The organism is Mycobacterium numidiamassiliense (genome assembly GCF_900157365.1).
GTDB classification, from domain to species: Bacteria; Actinomycetota; Actinomycetes; order Mycobacteriales; family Mycobacteriaceae; genus Mycobacterium; species Mycobacterium numidiamassiliense.
Genome location: NZ_FUEZ01000004.1, coordinates 33,761 through 50,711, shown reverse-complemented (window position 1 = coordinate 50,711; position 16,951 = coordinate 33,761). Strand labels below are relative to the sequence as shown.

At 66.3% G+C, this 16,951-nt stretch carries 16 protein-coding genes; 9 read left to right on the top strand and 7 right to left on the bottom strand.

Annotation, left to right across the window (positions count from 1 at the left end; all coding sequences use genetic code 11):
• Nucleotides 1–395: 395 nt before the first annotated feature.
• Nucleotides 396–1,910 carry a chromosomal replication initiator protein DnaA gene (gene dnaA, locus MNAB215_RS08605; RefSeq protein WP_077078562.1) on the bottom strand — a complete coding sequence of 505 codons (1,515 nt, stop codon included), beginning with the start codon at nucleotides 1,908–1,910 and terminating at the stop codon, nucleotides 396–398.
• 587 nt (nucleotides 1,911–2,497) lie between these two features.
• Between dnaA and rpmH the strand changes: the two genes are divergently transcribed.
• The 9 genes from rpmH (at nucleotide 2,498) to MNAB215_RS08560 (ending at nucleotide 9,040) form a co-directional block, all read left to right on the top strand.
• Nucleotides 2,498–2,641, top strand: coding sequence for a 50S ribosomal protein L34 (gene rpmH, locus MNAB215_RS08600; RefSeq protein WP_077081885.1), 144 nt, complete (start codon nucleotides 2,498–2,500; stop codon nucleotides 2,639–2,641).
• Nucleotides 2,642–2,665: 24 nt separating this feature from the next.
• Nucleotides 2,666–3,025, top strand: a complete 360-nt coding sequence (gene rnpA, locus MNAB215_RS08595) for a ribonuclease P protein component (RefSeq protein WP_077078561.1) — start codon at nucleotides 2,666–2,668, stop codon at nucleotides 3,023–3,025.
• Nucleotides 3,025–3,384 (top strand): membrane protein insertion efficiency factor YidD, encoded by a 360-nt coding sequence (yidD, locus tag MNAB215_RS08590; protein WP_077078560.1) that lies wholly within the window; start codon nucleotides 3,025–3,027, stop codon nucleotides 3,382–3,384. The genes rnpA and yidD overlap by 1 nt, the downstream gene beginning before the upstream one ends.
• Nucleotides 3,359–4,483 carry a membrane protein insertase YidC gene (yidC, locus tag MNAB215_RS08585; protein ID WP_077078559.1) on the top strand — a complete coding sequence of 375 codons (1,125 nt, stop codon included), beginning with the start codon at nucleotides 3,359–3,361 and terminating at the stop codon, nucleotides 4,481–4,483. Before yidD ends, yidC begins: the two co-directional genes overlap by 26 nt.
• An 85-nt stretch (nucleotides 4,484–4,568) precedes the next feature.
• Nucleotides 4,569–5,177, top strand: coding sequence for a Jag family protein (locus MNAB215_RS08580; protein WP_077081884.1), 609 nt, complete (start codon nucleotides 4,569–4,571; stop codon nucleotides 5,175–5,177).
• A 60-nt stretch (nucleotides 5,178–5,237) separates the two neighbouring features.
• The gene (gene rsmG / locus MNAB215_RS08575; protein WP_077078558.1) at nucleotides 5,238–5,969 is read left to right on the top strand and encodes a 16S rRNA (guanine(527)-N(7))-methyltransferase RsmG; all 732 of its coding nucleotides are present in this window, start codon (nucleotides 5,238–5,240) and stop codon (nucleotides 5,967–5,969) included.
• Nucleotides 5,966–6,991 carry a ParA family protein gene (locus tag MNAB215_RS08570; protein ID WP_425436427.1) on the top strand — a complete coding sequence of 342 codons (1,026 nt, stop codon included), beginning with the start codon at nucleotides 5,966–5,968 and terminating at the stop codon, nucleotides 6,989–6,991. Before rsmG ends, MNAB215_RS08570 begins: the two co-directional genes overlap by 4 nt.
• 17 nt (nucleotides 6,992–7,008) lie before the next feature.
• Nucleotides 7,009–7,992, top strand: a complete 984-nt coding sequence (locus MNAB215_RS08565; protein ID WP_077078557.1) for a ParB/RepB/Spo0J family partition protein — start codon at nucleotides 7,009–7,011, stop codon at nucleotides 7,990–7,992.
• A gap of 295 nt (nucleotides 7,993–8,287) precedes the next feature.
• Complete coding sequence (locus tag MNAB215_RS08560; protein ID WP_077078556.1) at nucleotides 8,288–9,040, top strand: acetyltransferase; 753 nt, start codon at nucleotides 8,288–8,290, stop codon at nucleotides 9,038–9,040.
• Here MNAB215_RS08560 and MNAB215_RS08555 read toward each other — a convergent pair.
• The 6 genes from MNAB215_RS08555 to MNAB215_RS08530 all read right to left on the bottom strand — a co-directional run bounded on the left by MNAB215_RS08555 (nucleotide 9,037) and on the right by MNAB215_RS08530 (nucleotide 16,793).
• Nucleotides 9,037–10,257 (bottom strand): N-acetylmuramoyl-L-alanine amidase, encoded by a 1,221-nt coding sequence (locus tag MNAB215_RS08555; protein ID WP_077078555.1) that lies wholly within the window; start codon nucleotides 10,255–10,257, stop codon nucleotides 9,037–9,039. The two genes, MNAB215_RS08560 and MNAB215_RS08555, sit on opposite strands and share 4 nt — an antisense overlap.
• 130 nt (nucleotides 10,258–10,387) lie before the next feature.
• Nucleotides 10,388–10,741 (bottom strand): thioredoxin, encoded by a 354-nt coding sequence (trxA, locus tag MNAB215_RS08550; protein WP_077078554.1) that lies wholly within the window; start codon nucleotides 10,739–10,741, stop codon nucleotides 10,388–10,390.
• Nucleotides 10,738–11,748, bottom strand: coding sequence for a thioredoxin-disulfide reductase (gene trxB, locus MNAB215_RS08545; protein ID WP_077078553.1), 1,011 nt, complete (start codon nucleotides 11,746–11,748; stop codon nucleotides 10,738–10,740). The genes trxA and trxB overlap by 4 nt, the downstream gene beginning before the upstream one ends.
• Nucleotides 11,749–11,839: 91 nt before the next feature.
• Nucleotides 11,840–12,616, bottom strand: coding sequence for a hypothetical protein (locus MNAB215_RS08540; RefSeq protein WP_077078552.1), 777 nt, complete (start codon nucleotides 12,614–12,616; stop codon nucleotides 11,840–11,842).
• Nucleotides 12,617–12,687: 71 nt separating this feature from the next.
• The gene (sigM, locus tag MNAB215_RS08535; protein ID WP_077078551.1) at nucleotides 12,688–13,275 is read right to left on the bottom strand and encodes an RNA polymerase sigma factor SigM; all 588 of its coding nucleotides are present in this window, start codon (nucleotides 13,273–13,275) and stop codon (nucleotides 12,688–12,690) included.
• Nucleotides 13,276–13,337: 62 nt separating this feature from the next.
• Nucleotides 13,338–16,793 (bottom strand): lipid II flippase MurJ, encoded by a 3,456-nt coding sequence (locus MNAB215_RS08530; RefSeq protein WP_245830422.1) that lies wholly within the window; start codon nucleotides 16,791–16,793, stop codon nucleotides 13,338–13,340.
• Between the last annotated feature and the right edge of the window lie 158 nt (nucleotides 16,794–16,951).

The following is a 16,951-nucleotide window of genomic DNA, read 5'->3' as shown; positions in this document are numbered from 1 at the left end:
AGATCGTCGCGGGCCATCTTGAAAGCTAATCGCCAAGGCCGACAAGCCGGGTCAACGAGACCGCTCTGGGGGCAGTGCAACGAAGCGTCCCCAATGCTGTTCTTCGAAGAAGAAACAACTTAGAGATCTAAGTATCAGTATTAAGGCCTGTGCATTCTGGGGACAGCCTGGCTTCTGTGCAGCTAGGACCTCGATGGGGGTGTGGATGACAGCGCGCGTGGCTGTGTGCACGGTGTTGAGCGGGTGGGGATGAATGACAGATGTACACGGCGGCGCGGTTCATCCACGGTGGTTTGCCTGCTTTTTCCACAGCGCTGCCCACACCGTCAGGGTGTGGCTGATGTGACAGCCGTGCGAGAAGTTTTTTGAAAAAAGTTTGACTCGTGAGTTTCAAATCAGCGCTTGGAGCGCTGGCGGATGCGAGTCGTGAGTTCTTTAACGTGGTCGAACACCTCACGTCGCTCGGCCATCTCGGACAAGATCTTTCGTTGCGCATACATGACCGTGGTGTGGTCGCGGCCGAATGCCTGTCCGATCTTCGGCAGCGAGAGGTCAGTGAGTTCGCGGCACAGGTACATCGCGATCTGCCGCGACTGCGCCAGGGCTCGGGTCTTGCCCGGGCCGCGTAACTCTTCCACGGTGGTGTCGAAGTACTCGGCGGTGGCGGCCATGATCGTCGCCGCGCTGATTTGCATGGTGCTGGCATCGGCGATGAGATCCCGCAGCACGATGTCCGCCAGCGCCTTGTCGATCGGCGTTTTGTTCAACGATGCGAATGCGGTCACCCGAATCAGGGCACCCTCGAGCTCGCGGATGTTGCGCTCGATGCTGCTGGCGATCAGCTCGAGCACATCGTCGGGTACCGCCAGCCGCTCCATCTGTGCTTTCTTGCGCAGGATGGCGATGCGGGTTTCGAGTTCCGGGGGTTGGACGTCGGTAATCAGTCCCCACTCGAACCGTGTTCGCAGCCGATCTTCCAGTGTCGCAAGCTGTTTGGGTGGCCGGTCCGACGAGATGACGATCTGCTTGTTGGCGTTGTGCAAGGTGTTGAAGGTATGGAAGAACTCTTCCTGGATACCTTCCTTGCCTTCAATGAACTGGATGTCATCGACCAGTAGCACGTCGACGTCGCGATAGCTGCGTTTGAAGGCGACCTTGCGGTCGTCGCGAAGTGAGTTGATGAAGTCGTTGGTGAATTCCTCGGTGGAGACGTATTTGACCCGCATGCCCGGGAACAGCCGTTGCGCGTAGTTGCCGGCGGCGTGCAGCAGGTGCGTCTTGCCGAGGCCGGATTCGCCCCAGATGAAGAGCGGGTTGTAAGCGCGAGCCGGGGCCTCGGCGATGGCCAGCGCCGCGGCGTGCGCGAACCGGTTGGATGCACCGATGACGAAGGTGTCGAAGGTGTAGCGGCGGTTGAGGCTGGTGCCACCGGCAACCGCGGGATCGACGGTGTGTGGCCGCTCGGTGAAGTAGTTGGGCCAATTTTGTTCGGCGTCGATCGCCTCACCGTTTTCGTCACCCTCGTCGTCACTTGACGATTCGGCTCCTTCGTCGGTGAAGCTGTCCGGAGGCGGAAAAATCATCTCGTCGACGTCGTCGGCGGGCGGGGCGATGCGGACCCCGAGTTGGATCTGCTGTCCGAGCCGGCGGCTCAGTGCGTCGGTGATGGGTGTGCGCAGATGGCGTTCGATCTCGTTCTGCACAAAACTGCTCGGCACAGACAGCAGGGCAAACCCCTCGACGATGGTGAGTGGCTGAACGAGATTCAGCCAGGCTCGTTGCTGAGGGGTTAGCGGGTTGTCCAGAACCGTTCGATTGGTGGTGAGACCGTCCGCGCTGGCGTCGCCATTGAGTTCGGAAACGACTGCATTCCATACGCTGGTAAAGCCCGAACCGGGGTCATCGGTCAACGACGCATCTCCCTGGTTCTCGCAAACTCTGGGCTTGAGCTACAACCACGCTTGGCGACGAAGCATCTGTCCACATAGTTATACACAGGTGTGGACAGGGTGATCGTATACGGGCCGCAGCCTACCGGCGACGGCTCGCGATCTCCGTGCTGGAGGGAACCTCGAGAAGTTCACCTAGACAGCCAGTTGATCCGCCATCCTTGCTTCGTTGTCTTGCGCCGCTGGGGTCTGAAACGGCATTGCCCGAAGCTAACAGTTTTCCGTGCGGCTGCCAACCGTTCCGCTGCATTCCAGTCGGCTTCTTTAAGCTGCCGTGGGGCATTTTTCGTTTTTCGGCGGCGCGGTGCCGGTTCGGGGTCGCAGTTCCGCTGGTGCCGTTGGGGCAGGCCAAGTTTGACCAGGCGAATCCTCATCAGTACCCTCATACAGTCGCCCGAAAGTCGGCGATGCGGCTGCGACCCAGGTATGTCAGGGGAACCGCGCCGGCCAGTAGCAAGACCACTTTTCGATCGAGCCGCGATTCGGTGAAAACGCGGGCGGCCGGATGGCTGGGAAAGCTTCGAGCAAGACAGACCGAGGAGAATGCCGTGGCCAAGGGCAAGCGGACCTTTCAGCCGAACAACCGGCGCCGTGCCCGCGTGCACGGCTTCCGTCTGCGCATGCGTACCCGCGCCGGGCGTGCCATCGTGTCCGGTCGGCGCCGCAAGGGCCGCGGCGCGCTTTCTGCCTGATCTACAACGTCAGGTTCCTGGGCGGTGCTTTCGGCACGCAACCGTATGAGGCGGTCGACTGAGTTCGACGCGACCGTCAAACATGGTGCGCGCGCGGTGCAGCGCGATGTCATCGTCCACGTTCGCCGAGTCACCGACTCCGCCGAGGACAACGGTCCGCGGGTGGGCCTGATAGTTGGGAAGGCAGTCGGTTCAGCCGTGGAACGCCATCGGGTCTCGCGCCGGCTGCGCCACGTCGTCCGGAACATGCTCACCGATCTTCGCCAGTCCGACCAAGTGGTGCTCCGGGCGCTGCCGGGTAGCCGCAACGTGTCGTCGGCGCGGTTGGAACAGCAGGTGCGAAAAGGTTTGCGGCGGGCCGTCGAACAAGTGAGCACGGACTGATGGGTAGGTCGGTGCGGACAAGGGTCGGCGGTGCGGGCAAGGCCGCGGCGCGGGGACTGGTGTTCTTGATCCAGCTGTACCGACACATGGTTTCGCCGCTGCGCCCGGCGACGTGTCGCTTCATTCCGACCTGTAGCCAGTACGCGGTCGATGCGCTAACCGAGTACGGCCTGATTCGGGGGAGCTGGCTGGCCGCGGCCAGGCTCGCCAAATGCGGGCCGTGGCATCGGGGAGGATGGGACCCGATACCGGAACGCCGTTCGCAACGCGAGTGCCGGACGAACTTCGAAGACACCAGCGCCGCCGGGTCCCCCCGCGCGGCGCGAGGGGAGAGTGAATCTTTTGTTCGATGTGTTTAGCCTCGACTTCGTCTATTACCCGGTGTCGTGGATCATGTGGGTCTGGTACAAGCTGTTCGGCTACCTGCTGGGGCCGTCGAACTTCTTCGCATGGGCCCTGTCCGTGATGTTCCTGGTGTTCAGTCTGCGGGCACTGCTGTACAAGCCGTTCGTGCGTCAGATCCGCACCACTCGGCAGATGCAGGAGCTGCAGCCACAGATCAAGGCACTGCAAAAGAAGTACGGCAAGGACCGTCAGCGCATGGCGCTCGAGATGCAGAAGCTGCAACGGGAGCACGGCTTCAATCCGATCCTGGGCTGCCTCCCGATGCTCGCCCAGATCCCCGTGTTCCTCGGCCTGTACCACGTGTTGCGTTCGTTCAACCGGACGACGGGGGGCTTCGGCCAGCCGCACATGTCGGTCATCCAGAACCGGTTGACGGGGAACTACGTATTCACACCCGCCGACGTCGGCCACTTCCTGGACGCCAATTTGTTCGGCGCTCCGATCGGGGCATCGATGACGCAGCGCACCGGGTTGGACGCCTTCATCGATTTCAGCCGCCCCGCGGTGATAGCCGTGGGCGCGCCGGTGATGATCCTGGCCGGCATCGCAACCTACTTCAACAGTCGTGCGTCGGTCGCCCGCCAAAGCCCGGAGGCGGCCGCGAACCCACAGACCGCGATGATGAACAAGCTTGCGCTGTACGTGTTTCCACTCGGGGTGGTCGTTGGTGGGCCGTTCCTTCCGATCGCGATCATCTTGTACTGGTTCGCGAACAACATCTGGACCTTTGCCCAGCAGCACTACGTCTTCGGGATGATCGAGAAAGAAGACGAGGCCAAGAAGCAGGAAGCCATCGAACGGCGCGCCGCCAACGCGCCGGCACCCGGAGCCAAACCCAAGCGCGCCCCGAAGGCGCCACCGGTGAATGGGAACGGGTCACCGGAGATCGCTGACGACGATGCAGTGGACGGCGACGAAGCGCCGGACTCGGACGGCTCGGCCGACGCGAAGACGAAGACGCAACCCGGCAAGCCGAACCCGGCCGCACGGAACAACGGCCCGGCCAATCGCACGCCGCGACCCGGAGCGCGACCCAAAAGACGCAAACGTTGACCGCGGCGGGCCTGCGTTATCAGCCCGCCGCCGTTGAGTGACCCAAGCGAGACAGAGACCCGTGGATGAGGGAGAGAAGAAACCGATGACCGAAGCCGAGACCACCGGCCGCGACCTGGATACCCGAGTGGCGGTCGAGGACGAGCTTGAGGACGCCGCAACCGAGGACGCCGCGGCGAATGAGAATGAGGCCGCGACCGGGGATGGCGCCTCCGACGAACCCGACGACCTGGAGGATCGCTTGGTCGCCGAGGGGGAGATCGCGGGGGACTATCTCGAAGAATTGTTGGACCTGTTGGACTTCGACGGCGACATCGATCTGGATGTCGAAGGCAGCCGGGCGGTCGTCAGCATTGACGGCAGCGATGACTTGAACAAGTTGGTCGGACGCGGCGGCGAGGTGCTCGACGCCCTGCAGGAGCTCACCCGGCTGGCGGTGCACCAGAAGACCGGCGTCCGCAGCCGACTCATGCTGGACATCGCGAGCTGGCGGCTGCGACGGCGCGAGGAATTGGCCGCGCTGGGCGACAAGATCGCCAGGCGGGTCTTGGACAGCGGCGAGCGCGAAGAGCTGCGCCCGATGACGCCGTTCGAGCGAAAGATCGTTCACGACGCCGTCGCGGCGGTGCCCGGGGTGCACAGCGAGAGCGAAGGCGTGGAGCCGTCCCGCCGCGTTGTGGTGCTGCACGACTAGTTACAGCCATGTAGTTCGCGAGGACCCGGCAAGCGCTGGAACCGTCACCGGACCGGAGGAATGTTTCACGTGAAACATGTCGGCCAATCCGATCGGACACCGGGATCTTCGGACGAGCCAGTGGCAGTGCCCGACGCCGCGGCGGCCATCTTCGGCCCGCGGATCGAGGTCGCGCAGCGGTACGCGCAACTCCTCGTCACCGCCGGGGTGAAGCGGGGATTGTTAGGACCACGCGAAGTGGACCGCGTGTGGGAACGCCATCTCCTCAACAGTGCTGCGGTCGGGGAGGTGCTCGATCCCGGCGACCGGGTGGTCGATATCGGGAGCGGGGCCGGATTGCCCGGCATACCGTTGGCGATCGCCCGACCCGACCTCCGCATCGCGCTACTGGAGCCGCTTCTGCGCCGCAGCGAGTTTCTCAAAGAGGCCGTCGCCGAACTAGGGTTGACCATCGAGGTGGTGCGTGGCCGCGCCGAAGAATCGTGGGTGCGCGAGCAGATCGGCGGGAGCGATGCCGCGGTGTCGAGAGCGGTTGCCGCGTTGGACAAGTTGACGAAGTGGAGTATGCCGTTGCTACGGCCGGGCGGGCGGATGGTTGCGATCAAGGGGGAGCGCGCTCCCGACGAAGTCCAAGAACACCGGCGTGTGATGGCGGCCGCGGGCGCCGTTGATGTCAGGGTGTTCGCATGTGGCGCGAACTATTTGCGTCCGCCCGCAACCGTAGTGTTGGCGCAGCGCGGAGAGCGACCGTCCGGTCGGGCCGCGGCGTCGGCGAAGAGGAGGTCTCGATGAGTTCTCCCGAGGGTGGGCCCGCAGGCCCGGTCGGCCACAGCGCCGGACACCCCGTCTCGCCGGCGGTGGCGCCGATCGCGCCGCCGTTCGCACCGGAGGGGATCGCGCCCGCCTCCGATGCGCCAGCGGTCGGTTCCGCCCCCGATGTTTCACGTGAAACATCGGACGAATACGACACCCCTATCGGCGCCGCGGCGGAACGCGCGATGCGGGTTCTGCACACCGCGTATCCACCGTTGCCCCGGCCACGCCGGCGGCGGGTGTTCACGATCGCGAACCAGAAGGGCGGCGTCGGCAAGACGACCACGGCAGTCAACCTCGCCGCCGCCCTCGCGGTGCAGGGACTCAAGACACTCGTCATCGATCTGGATCCGCAGGGGAATGCGAGCACGGCCCTCGGCATCACCGATCGTCAGGCGGGGACCCCATCGTCCTACGAGGTACTTCTCGGCGAGGTGTCCTTACAGTCGGCGGTACGGCGCAGCCCGCACAGCGAGCGACTCTTCTGTGTCCCGGCCACCATCGATCTGGCGGGCGCTGAGATCGAGTTGGTGAGCATGGTGGCGCGCGAGAACCGGCTGCGGACCGCCCTGGCCGAACTGGAGAAACTCGACTTCGACTACGTCTTCGTCGACTGCCCACCGTCGCTGGGGCTGCTGACCATCAACGCGCTCGTCGCCTCGCCGGAGGTCATGATCCCGATCCAGTGCGAGTACTACGCACTCGAAGGCGTATCCCAACTGATGCGCAACATCGACATGGTGAAGGCCCATCTCAATCCCCAACTCGACGTCACCACGGTGATCCTCACCATGTATGACGGACGGACGAAGCTCGCCGATCAGGTGGCCGAAGAGGTACGCCGCTACTTCGGCAACAAGGTTCTTCGCACCGTGATCCCGCGCAGCGTGAAGGTCTCGGAGGCGCCGGGTTACAGCATGACGATCATCGACTACGACCCTGGATCACGCGGGGCGATGAGCTACCTCGACGCGAGCCGCGAACTCGCGCAACGCGACTGAACACGGAAGGGACGACCATGACGCAGCCGTTACGCAAGAAGGGCGGCCTCGGACGGGGCCTGGCTTCGCTGATCCCCACCGGCCCGGCCGATGGCGACTCGGGCCCGGCGACGCTGGGCCCCCGGATGGGGGACGCGGCCGCCGACGTCCTGATCGGGGGGACCCCGCAGGACGCCGCCGCGATGGGCGCGGTGTACCGCGAGATCGCGCCGTCCGATATCGAGCCGAACCCGAAGCAGCCGCGCCAGGTGTTCGACGAAGAGGCGCTGGCCGAGTTGGTGCACTCGATCCGCGAGTTCGGTCTGCTGCAACCCATCGTGGTGCGGGCGACGGCCGGGACGCCGGGCGGCGCGCGCTACCAGATCGTGATGGGGGAGCGGCGGTGGCGGGCGGCGCAGGAGGCGGGCCTGGCCACCATCCCGGCCATCGTGCGCGAGACGGGCGATGACAATCTGCTGCGCGACGCCCTCCTGGAGAATATCCATCGGGCACAGCTGAATCCGTTGGAAGAGGCGGCGGCTTACCAACAGCTGCTCGACGAGTTTGGGGTCACCCACGAGGAACTGGCTTCGCGGATCGGTCGCTCGCGGCCGCTGATCTCCAACATGATCCGCTTGCTCAAGCTGCCGATCGCGGTCCAGCGCCGAGTGGCGGCCGGGGTGCTGTCGGCCGGCCATGCCCGCGCGCTGCTGTCCCTGGAATCTGGTCCCGAGGCACAGGAGGAGCTCGCCGGCCGCATCGTCGCCGAGGGCCTGTCGGTGCGAGCTACCGAGGAGGCCGTCACCCTGGCCAACCGTGGTGACGCCGCCGCCCCGCCAGCGCCCCGACGCAAGCCGATTCAGATGCCGGGGCTCCAGGACGTTGCCGACCGGCTGTCGAACACCTTCGACACCCGCGTCACCGTCAGCCTCGGCAAACGCAAGGGCCGGATCGTGGTGGAGTTCGGCTCGGTGGAGGATCTGCAGCGAATTATCGACGTGATGACCCCACCAAAGGCATGACCGGACATACGGTGTAATTACGTCACGGTGACAACGCGACCCTTTTCGGGCGCACGAGAACCGTCCCAGGCCCTGCCACCACGCGGAAAACCATTGCATACCAAAGCATTTCGCATTCCGCCGCCGGCGCGCGGCCACGAGTTCGTGGGTTCTGCCGGGTTGGCTCACGCAACAGCGTCAACAGTGGCCCAATGACGACAAACTCTCCTATCCTGGAGCGGTTGGTGGCGCATGTCAGCCCGAATCGCCGGGCTGTAGGCAATCGGCTGCAGTACGCACGGAAGCCAGGAGGCTAGTGTCGGCTCGAATTTCCCCGTTGCGGCTCGAGGGTTTCGAGCAGCTGCCGAAGCATGCGCGGCGATGCGTCTTCTGGGAGGTCGACCCAGCGACTCTGGGCGACAGCCATCTCGCTGACCCGGAATTCGAAAAGGAAGCCTGGTTGTCGATGGTGATGCTGGAGTGGGGGTCCTGCGGGCAGGTCGCCACGACGGTCCCCGACGAGCACAGCGCTGCCGAGCCTTCGTGCTTGGGGTACGTCCTCTATGCGCCGCCGGGGGCGGTACCGCGGGCCCATCGGTTTCCCACCGCGCCCGTGTCTCCGGACGCGGTGCTGCTGACGTCGATGGGGGTCGAATTCGGGCATGCTCCCGACGACCTGGCGCACAGTCTGCTCGCCCAGGTGATCGAGGAGTTGGTGCGGCGCGGAGTCCGGGCACTGGAGGCATTCGGGCGTACGCCGGCCGCTTCGGAATTGCACGACCCGCAACTGGTGGACCCCACAGTGCGGCCGGTGTTGGAGGCCCTCGGTGACTGCTCGGTCGATCGGTGCATCATCGACGCGGAATTCTTGCAGGACGTGGGATTCGTTGTGGTGGCGCCACATCCGTACTTCCCACGGCTGCGGCTCGAGCTGGACAAGGGCCTGGGGTGGAAGGCCGCGGTGGAGGCAGCCCTGGAGCGACTGCTCGCGAGTGCTCAGCTAGAGCAGCCGGTCGGAGCCGGGTCCACGGTGTCGAATGCGTTGCAGATCAAGGACAACGGCGGTTAGGAACCGCCGAGCCCGGACGCCCGCTCCACCGACAGCTCGTGAGCGAGCAGCTCGGCGAAGGTGAAGGTGCCGGTGGGCCGGTCGTTCTTGCCGAGCAGGTAGAGCCTTTTGACCGCGGCGAGAATGCCTTCGGCGATGGCGTCGCGGGTCTGCGTCGAGACCAGCATCGCCCGGTCGCGCGGGTTGGTGATGTAGCCGACGTCGACCTGAACGGTCGGCATCCGGGTCAGCCGTAGCAGGTCCCACGTTCGGCCATGGGTACGGCAGTCCCGTAATCCGGTGCGCGCCACAACTTCTCGCTGAATGAAGTCGGCCAGGTTGCGGCCGATGGTCGACACCGAGCCGTGCGAATTACCGAAGTGGAACGACGCCACGCCATTGGCCGAAAGGCTGGTCTGGGTTTCGCAGCGCAGGCTGATCATCAGGTCGGCGCCGACGTTGTTGGCCGTGGCGGCACGCTCGGCGTCCGAGGGGCTGCGGTTGGTCGGCCGCGAGAGGAAGGTCTCCATCCCGATGGCCGTCATCCGGCCCTCGAGGCGGCTTGCCAAGTCCCACAGCACGTCTGCTTCGCTGATCGGGCCGCCGGGGCCGTGCGCGATGAAGCCGTGATCGCCACCGCCGCGGCCCGGATCGATGATGATCCGTTTCCCCGACAGTCTGGGGCCCGACCGCCGTACCAGCTCCTCTTCGCGAATCGCGTGGGGTGAGCCGCCCGAGACCCGTGAACTCAGAAAGTACAAGGAGCGCAACGTTTCTGGGCCGCAGATGCCGTCGGCGGCAAGCCCGTACTCGCGCTGATACGACACCAGGGCGTTGTGGGTCTGCAGCCCGAAGTGTCCGTCGACCAAGCCGGTGTAGAACCCGAGGTCCTGCAGCCGGGCCTGCAATGTCGCGACGTCGTCGCCGTAGAGCGGGGCACCGAATTGGTGAAACAGCGTGCGGGCGCCCAGCCGGTAGGAGGCTTCTTTGAGCGCTCGGTAGGTGGCCTCGCCGACGATGCCGTCGACCAATAACCCGCGATGCTGCTGAAAGGCGCGTACCGCCTGGTCGAGCCCGACGTCGAACAGCTCGAGAGCCACATGCCGGCCGGTGGTCATGTCCTCGTCGCCGTTGTCCAGAAGCCCCAGCGCGGACAGCGCGACCCGGATCTCGGTCACAGCTGCGCTGCGGTCACCACAGCGCAGGGCGTCGCCATTTACGCGGCGCGGACTCGACATACAAAGGTCCTCCGGGGCTTACTGCCTGCCTGACATATGCAATACAGCTAACCGGTATTGTCGCAGATCCTGCTCAATTTCGGGAAAACCCCAGGCTAAGCGGCGAGGGTGCGTCGAAAGGTCGGCGCGATCAGTTGAGGTGGGGAACCGCGTCGGACAGCTCGCGCAGCAAGGCCGCCTTGCCCTTTGCGCCAACGATCCGTTTTACCGGTTGACCGTCCTTGAACAGGATCATCGTGGGGATCGAAACCACCTGAAAGTCACGCGCGGTTTCCGGGTTGGCGTCAACGTCGAGCTTTGCGACCGTGAGTTGTTCTTTGCTTTCGGCCGCTATCTCTTCGAGAACCGGCGCGACCATCTTGCACGGTCCGCACCAGGTCGCCCAAAAGTCAACCAGCACAGGCTTATTGCTGGACAACACATCCGTGGAAAAGGATGCATCAGAGACTTCTATTGTGGCCCCGGCCTTTTCGGCGTCACTCATCGTGGTGCTCCAATCAAATCGGTGTTTCCTGCTGCTTGACCGTCGGCACCGGATGCCGACTCTTCACGATCGGCCAGCCACCGCTCCGCGTCGATGGCGGCGGCACAGCCGCTGCCCGCTGCGGTGACCGCCTGCCGGTATGTGTGGTCCACCAGGTCGCCGGCAGCGAAGACGCCGTCCACCGATGTGTAGGTGGTGCGTCCCTGGACGAGTACGTAGCCTTCCGGATCGACATCGACAACGTCGCGGACCAGGCTCGAACGCGGGTCGTGACCGATTGCCACGAAGACGCCCGTTACCGGGATTGTGGATTCTTCGCCAGTTACGGTGTCGCGCAACCTGAGTCCCGTCACCGTGCTGTCGCCGTCGACCGCGACGACGGCAGCGTTGGTGACGAACTTGATCTTGTCGTTGTTGCGGGCACGGTCGAGCATGATTCGCGATGCGCGAAACTCCTCGCGCCGGTGCACCAGGGTGACGCTGCGGGCGAAGCGGGTCAAGAAGGTGGCCTCTTCCATCGCGGAGTCGCCGCCGCCAATGACGGCGATGTCCTGGTCCTTGAAGAAGAACCCATCGCAGGTGGCACACGAGCTCACGCCACGTCCCAGCAACTCCTGCTCGCCGGGCACATTCAGATAGCGGGCGGCGGCGCCCATCGCCAAGATGACCGCCCGGGCGCGGTAGGTGTGTCCGTCGGCGGTGACCACGGATTTGATCGGTCCGTCCAGCGACACCGACTCGATGTCTTCCATCCGCAGGTCCGCGCCGAACCGCAGCGCCTGCTCGCGCATTTCATCCATCAACTCCGGGCCGGTGATGCCGTCGCGGAACCCGGGGTAGTTCTCCACTTCGGTCGTCGTCATCAGCGCGCCACCGAAGGAGGTGCCTTCGAAAACCAGCGGTGCCAGCTGCGCGCGGGCGGCATAGAGGGCCGCGGTGTATCCAGCCGGGCCCGAACCGATAACGATTACGTTGTGCACTGTCTCGTCAGCACCAGAGGCGGTCATTCGAGCCTTTCCGATCCAGATATTTGCATTCGTTCGAACGCCAGCGTAGGCGTGGGTGTTCCCGCTGCGTTGCGCAACACATCGCACCACATTAAGGGCGGGGAATTTGGGTGTCGGCTAACAGCCCGGTGTCGGCCGCGCTGCAGGTCGGTGCCACCGCGAAGACCGCCAAGTTGTCGGGGGTGTCGCCGGGCATGACCAGCACTATGCCGGGGCGGGCGTTGATCTCGACCGGCCGCCCGCCCAGTACCTGAGTGGACGCGGGATACCCGAGGCCGTTGAGGCAGGACGCGCGCCGGGCCGGGTCGCTGAGCGGGCCGTAGTCCGGGCTGCGGTGGAGTAGGGCGAGGAGCTCGGCCTGCGAGAGCGGGATCACCATCGGTGGCGTGGAGACCGTAATGTGCTCGGCGGTCGGCTCGGTGCTGGGCGCGGGGGCTGGTGCGTTGATCAGCGCGGCGGTGCCGAATCCGATCGCGGCCAGCGCCGCGCACCCGCCGGCGATCCCCGCGACGAGCCGGGCGGGACGGATGTGCGGGCGCGCGGAATGGGCCGAGCCGCGGGCGCTGGGTTGGGCACCGGGGGCCGACGTCAGCGCGCCGGAGATTCGGGCGGTGACCTCGGGGGGCACCTCGGGGGCCGACGCTGGATCCGAACCCGCGGCGGCGACGTCGCGGCGCACCTGGTTCAGCGCCCGCAGCACCCCTTCGGCCTGCGGATCGGCGCGGACTTGCCTGCGTACCCTGGCGGCGGCCTCGTCGTCGAGGACACCGGCCTGCAGGTCGGCGATGAGTTCCACGGTCAGCGCAGGGTCGGCTGGGTTCCCCTGATCCGGGGCGTGCTCCGCCGGATCGTTCTGCGCTTCACCCATCCGCCTCAGTGTCCGTCATGCACAGGCCGATGGCCATGCACAGCCCGCGTGACGGGCGACACCGAGCGGTGTCAGCGCTGAGCTGCGGGCCGGTCCGGACTGGTGTACACACCGGCGTCGAGGTGCCCGAGCAACTGCGCCAGGCGCACCCGGCCGCGCGCGCACCGGCTCTTGACCGTGCCCTCGGGGATGCCGAGCAGCGAGGCGGTTTCCGCGATCGAGTAGCCCTGCATGTCGACCGCCACCACCGCCGCCCGTTGCTCCACCGGCAACCGCATCAGCGCGTGCTGCACCCCGATCGCGGTCTCGACCTGGGCGGTCCGATCGGGCACCGGATAGATGTCTTCCAGCGGGGTGGTGCGATGGGCCTTGGCGCGACGTAGCCGGTCCAGGCACGCGTTGACCACGATGCGGTGCAGCCAACTGCCGACGGCCGCGTCATAGCGGAACGAACCGGCGCCGCGGTGCGCCGACAGCATGGCATCCTGCAGCGCGTCTTCGGCGTCCTCGCGACTATGCGTGGTCAGCCGTGCCAGCCGGTGCAATTGGCGTTGATGACGGCGGAACAGCTCGGCGAAGGCGTGGCGATCGCCGGCGACGTGGGCGGCGAGCAATTCGGCGTCACTGCGCTCACCCTGGATGCCTGCCCCATACCCCACGGCCGGACAGTAACCAATCGGTCCTGGCGCAGCACTTCACCTGGCCGGGCCGGTTGTGAGTGTCAGGAGGAGGCCTGGACCGTGATTTCGGAGAAGGTCGCTTGGCTCTTGCCATTGGTGGTTCCCAGTGTGGTAATCCACACCAGCAGGTTCGACGTCGGTGAACCGGCCCGTACCGGTATGACGTTGTGGCCGGGCTTGAGCGCGAAGGCCGGAACCAGCACGGTGGTGTCCTCCAGCTTCGACGGCGTCGGGGTGGAGGCGGACCGAATCTCGACCTTGGTCCCCGTGCCGGCAACGTCGATGCCGACCTGGCCCACCACCGTGGGGCTGGGCAGCTGCAGCATCAGCCCCTCGCCCTGCTTGAACGACGGGAACGGAACAGGGTCGGTGTAGATCTCCGTCGACCAGGCGGTACCGGGGTCGCCGTCGATGGCCTGTCCGGCCTGACCGGGATTGTCGGGGTCGCCGTCAGGGGAGAAGACGGTCGCCTTGGTGGGTTTGACCGTGCTGCCGGCGGCCGCGGGACTGGCCGTCGACGACGCGTTCGATGAGCTGGGCCCGTTCAGCCCGAGCTCGTCTTTGTTGAGGCCACCGACGTTGCCGAAGATCTTGCTCACGATCGACGCGAGCACCAACAGCGCGACCACGAGGATGACGAGGCCTGCGCCGATTCCGATCAGCAGTCCGCGACGCCGGCGCACCATGGCCGAGTACTCGCGACCAGGCGCCACCGGTGGCGGCGGCGCCGACGAGTCGTCGATGGGACCGAGCACCTCGGTGCGATCAGCCACTGCCGTCGCTTGCTGCAGTAGGTTCAAAAGTGTTGAGGCACTGCGTATTCCACCGTCTTCCTGGACAGCCCGCACGGCAACAGCGGAGATCTGAAAGGGGATGTCGCGGTCGATGGCAGTGGGTTCGACGGGAAGGCCATTGAGGTCGCGGTCGGCCGGCGCGAGCCCGCTGCGCACCCCGAACTCCGGCAGCGGCCAGCGGTTGACCAGCAGCGCGTACAGCGAGGCGCCGATTCCCCGGATGTCGTCCTCGGGGTTGGCGTCGGGCATCGTCGCCGGATAGGCCAGCACCACATCGCCATCGATGCTGACGCGGACCCGGCTGGGATGGTCGATCGACAGGGCGACACCGTTGCGGTGGGCGGCGTCGGCAGCAGCGGCCAGCGACTGCATGGCCCGCACGGCGCCGACGGGCGAGGGCGCGGTGTCGGCGACCTCCTGCAGCGATCCGCCGCGAATCCACTCCGCGACCACCAGGCCCCCCGAACCGGTATGCACGACGTCGAGGACCCGGGCGATGCCGCCCTTGTCGATCCGGCTGAGCCGCAAGGTGCGGGACAGGATTTCCTGCAGAACGTCCTCGGGCAGGGCCCCGTCCGGATCGACGAAGGTGAGGGCCACCTGCCGGTCCAGCGCGGTGTCGAGCGCCTGCCAGAACTGCAGGGGAGGCGCTCCGCCGTGGAAGACCAGCAGGCGGTACCGGCCCCCGGCGATGCGGGCGCCGGGAACCAAGTGGCCTTCGTCGGGGGAGGCTTCCGTGGCTCGGTCGCGGGCCGGATCGCCGTTGCGCTGGTCGGAGGGGGGTGGCGCCGTCGAGCTTCCGGCTGAGCTCGCCTCGAAGCCGGACGGAATGTCGGGCTGGAAGTCATCGGCAACCGGCCGGTGTGGCGGAGCACCTGACCCGGAGCTGGATGCGGCGCTCTCCGATGGGCGGTCGGTCACCTCCGGTCCTTTCGCTAGAGGGGCGTTGGCTGCCCGCTCCGGAGGCCTGCGCCGGATCGGCTCCTGGACCGCATTTGCCCCCGGCGGGGACGAATTCCTCTGCTCAGGGTACGGGACCGGGCCAGGGCGAGACGATGCATCCGGCACAGTTGCTTTGGGCGGTGTCAGCGCCACGCGCTGGCGGCCCCCGAGGCGGCGCCTGACGGCGCCCAGGGCGGCCTGCGCCTCGGGGACGCGTGCGCGGACCATGAACGTCGTCATGATCGGCAGCATGATGGCGGCGAGTATCAGCAGTCGCAGCAGCGAGCCGCCGGCGCCGCCATGTGCGGTCAACGCGTTCAGTCCGAGTAACCGGTCGGCGACGTGAGCGATCAGACCGGCGAGCATCGACGCGACAAGGGTGACCAGGACCGTGCGCACCTCGGCGACGCCCACCAGGTGGCCGCCGGCCGGCAGCAGGGTGCGCCGCAGCAAGAGGTAGCCAACGATCGCGCCGGCCAGAAACCCGAGCCCGTTTGCCAGCCCGAGGAACCCGGCGACCAGCTGGGGGTTATCGGTGACATGTGGCGCCAGCACCGAGCCGGCGATCTTCACGGCCGTGATGACGAGAATGATCACGATCGGCGTCCACGGCTGCTCGCGCGCGTAGAACACTCGCAGCTGCAGGAGCACCAGGCCGTAGGGGAGCAAGGTGAACGCCGACAACGCGATTGCGGCACCCAGATATCCGGCGTCCACGTTCCCGAAGTGGCCGTAGGCGAACAATGCGCTACCGATCGCCGGCCCGGCTACGGTCATGAACGCCACAATCGGAATGAGGGTGATCAGCGTCAGCCGGGTTGCGAGCGACAGGTCGCCGAGCACTGCCTTGGTGTCGCTGGCCGCCGCGTTGCGGCTTAGCCGCGGCATCACCACGGTCAGCACCGTGACGCCGATCATGCCGAACGGCAACATCAGCACCAGCCAGGTGTAGTTGTAGATCGCGGGCCCGGAAGCCGCCGCGGTACTCGCGATTTGGTTGCCCACCACCAAGCCGAGTTGGCTGATCAGCACATAGAGCACCATCGCCGCGGCCATCGCGCCGAAGCGCTTGAGCCGCTCGTCGATTCCCCAGAGCGGACGCAGGCTGACACGCTCTCGCTTGAGCGCGACCAGCAGCACCGCGGTCTGCGCGTAGACGCCCGCGGTGGTCCCAACGGCGAGCACCAGCAGCTTGGTGTTGCCCATCCGGACGGGATCGACGGAGAGGTCACCGGGCACCGCCAGATACACGGCCAGGGTGGCCAGCGCGACGAGGTTGTTGACAACGGGCGCCCACGCGGTCGGCCCAAACACGTTGCGGGTGTTCAGGATTGCCATGAACACCGAGGTGAGGCCGTAGGCGAGCACTTGCGGCAGCAGCAGATAGGCGAACGCGGTTGTCAGGGGCTCGTTGACCTGCGGGCTGCGGCCCAGCATCAGCCGCACCAGCAGCGGTGCCGCCACGACGGACAACGCCGTCGCGAATACCAGCAGGGTGCTGGTCACGGTGACGAGGCGGCGCACGAAGGCCGCGCCGCCGTCGGGGTCGCTTTGCTCGGCGCGGGCCAGCACCGGCACGAAGATCGCAGTGAACGTTGCCTCGAGCACCAGCGCGGCAACCAGGTTCGGCAGCTGGTTGGCCACCGAGAAAGCACTCGACAGCGCGGCGCCCAGGATCGCGGCCAACAACACGATGCGGGCAAAGCCGGTGATCCTGCTGACCAGCGTCGCGAACGCCATCGCCCACGAATGCGAAACCATTGCGGCGTCGGACAATTCGGCTCGCCGGGTGGGCAGGCCGGGACCCGGTGGGGCTACCGAGCCCGGCCCCGTGGGCGCCGGAATCTGGCCGCGCGCTGGGGGTTGTGGCCGGGATGGTCGGTGCGGCGGTGGCTGTGGGTGGGGCGGCGGGTAAGCGG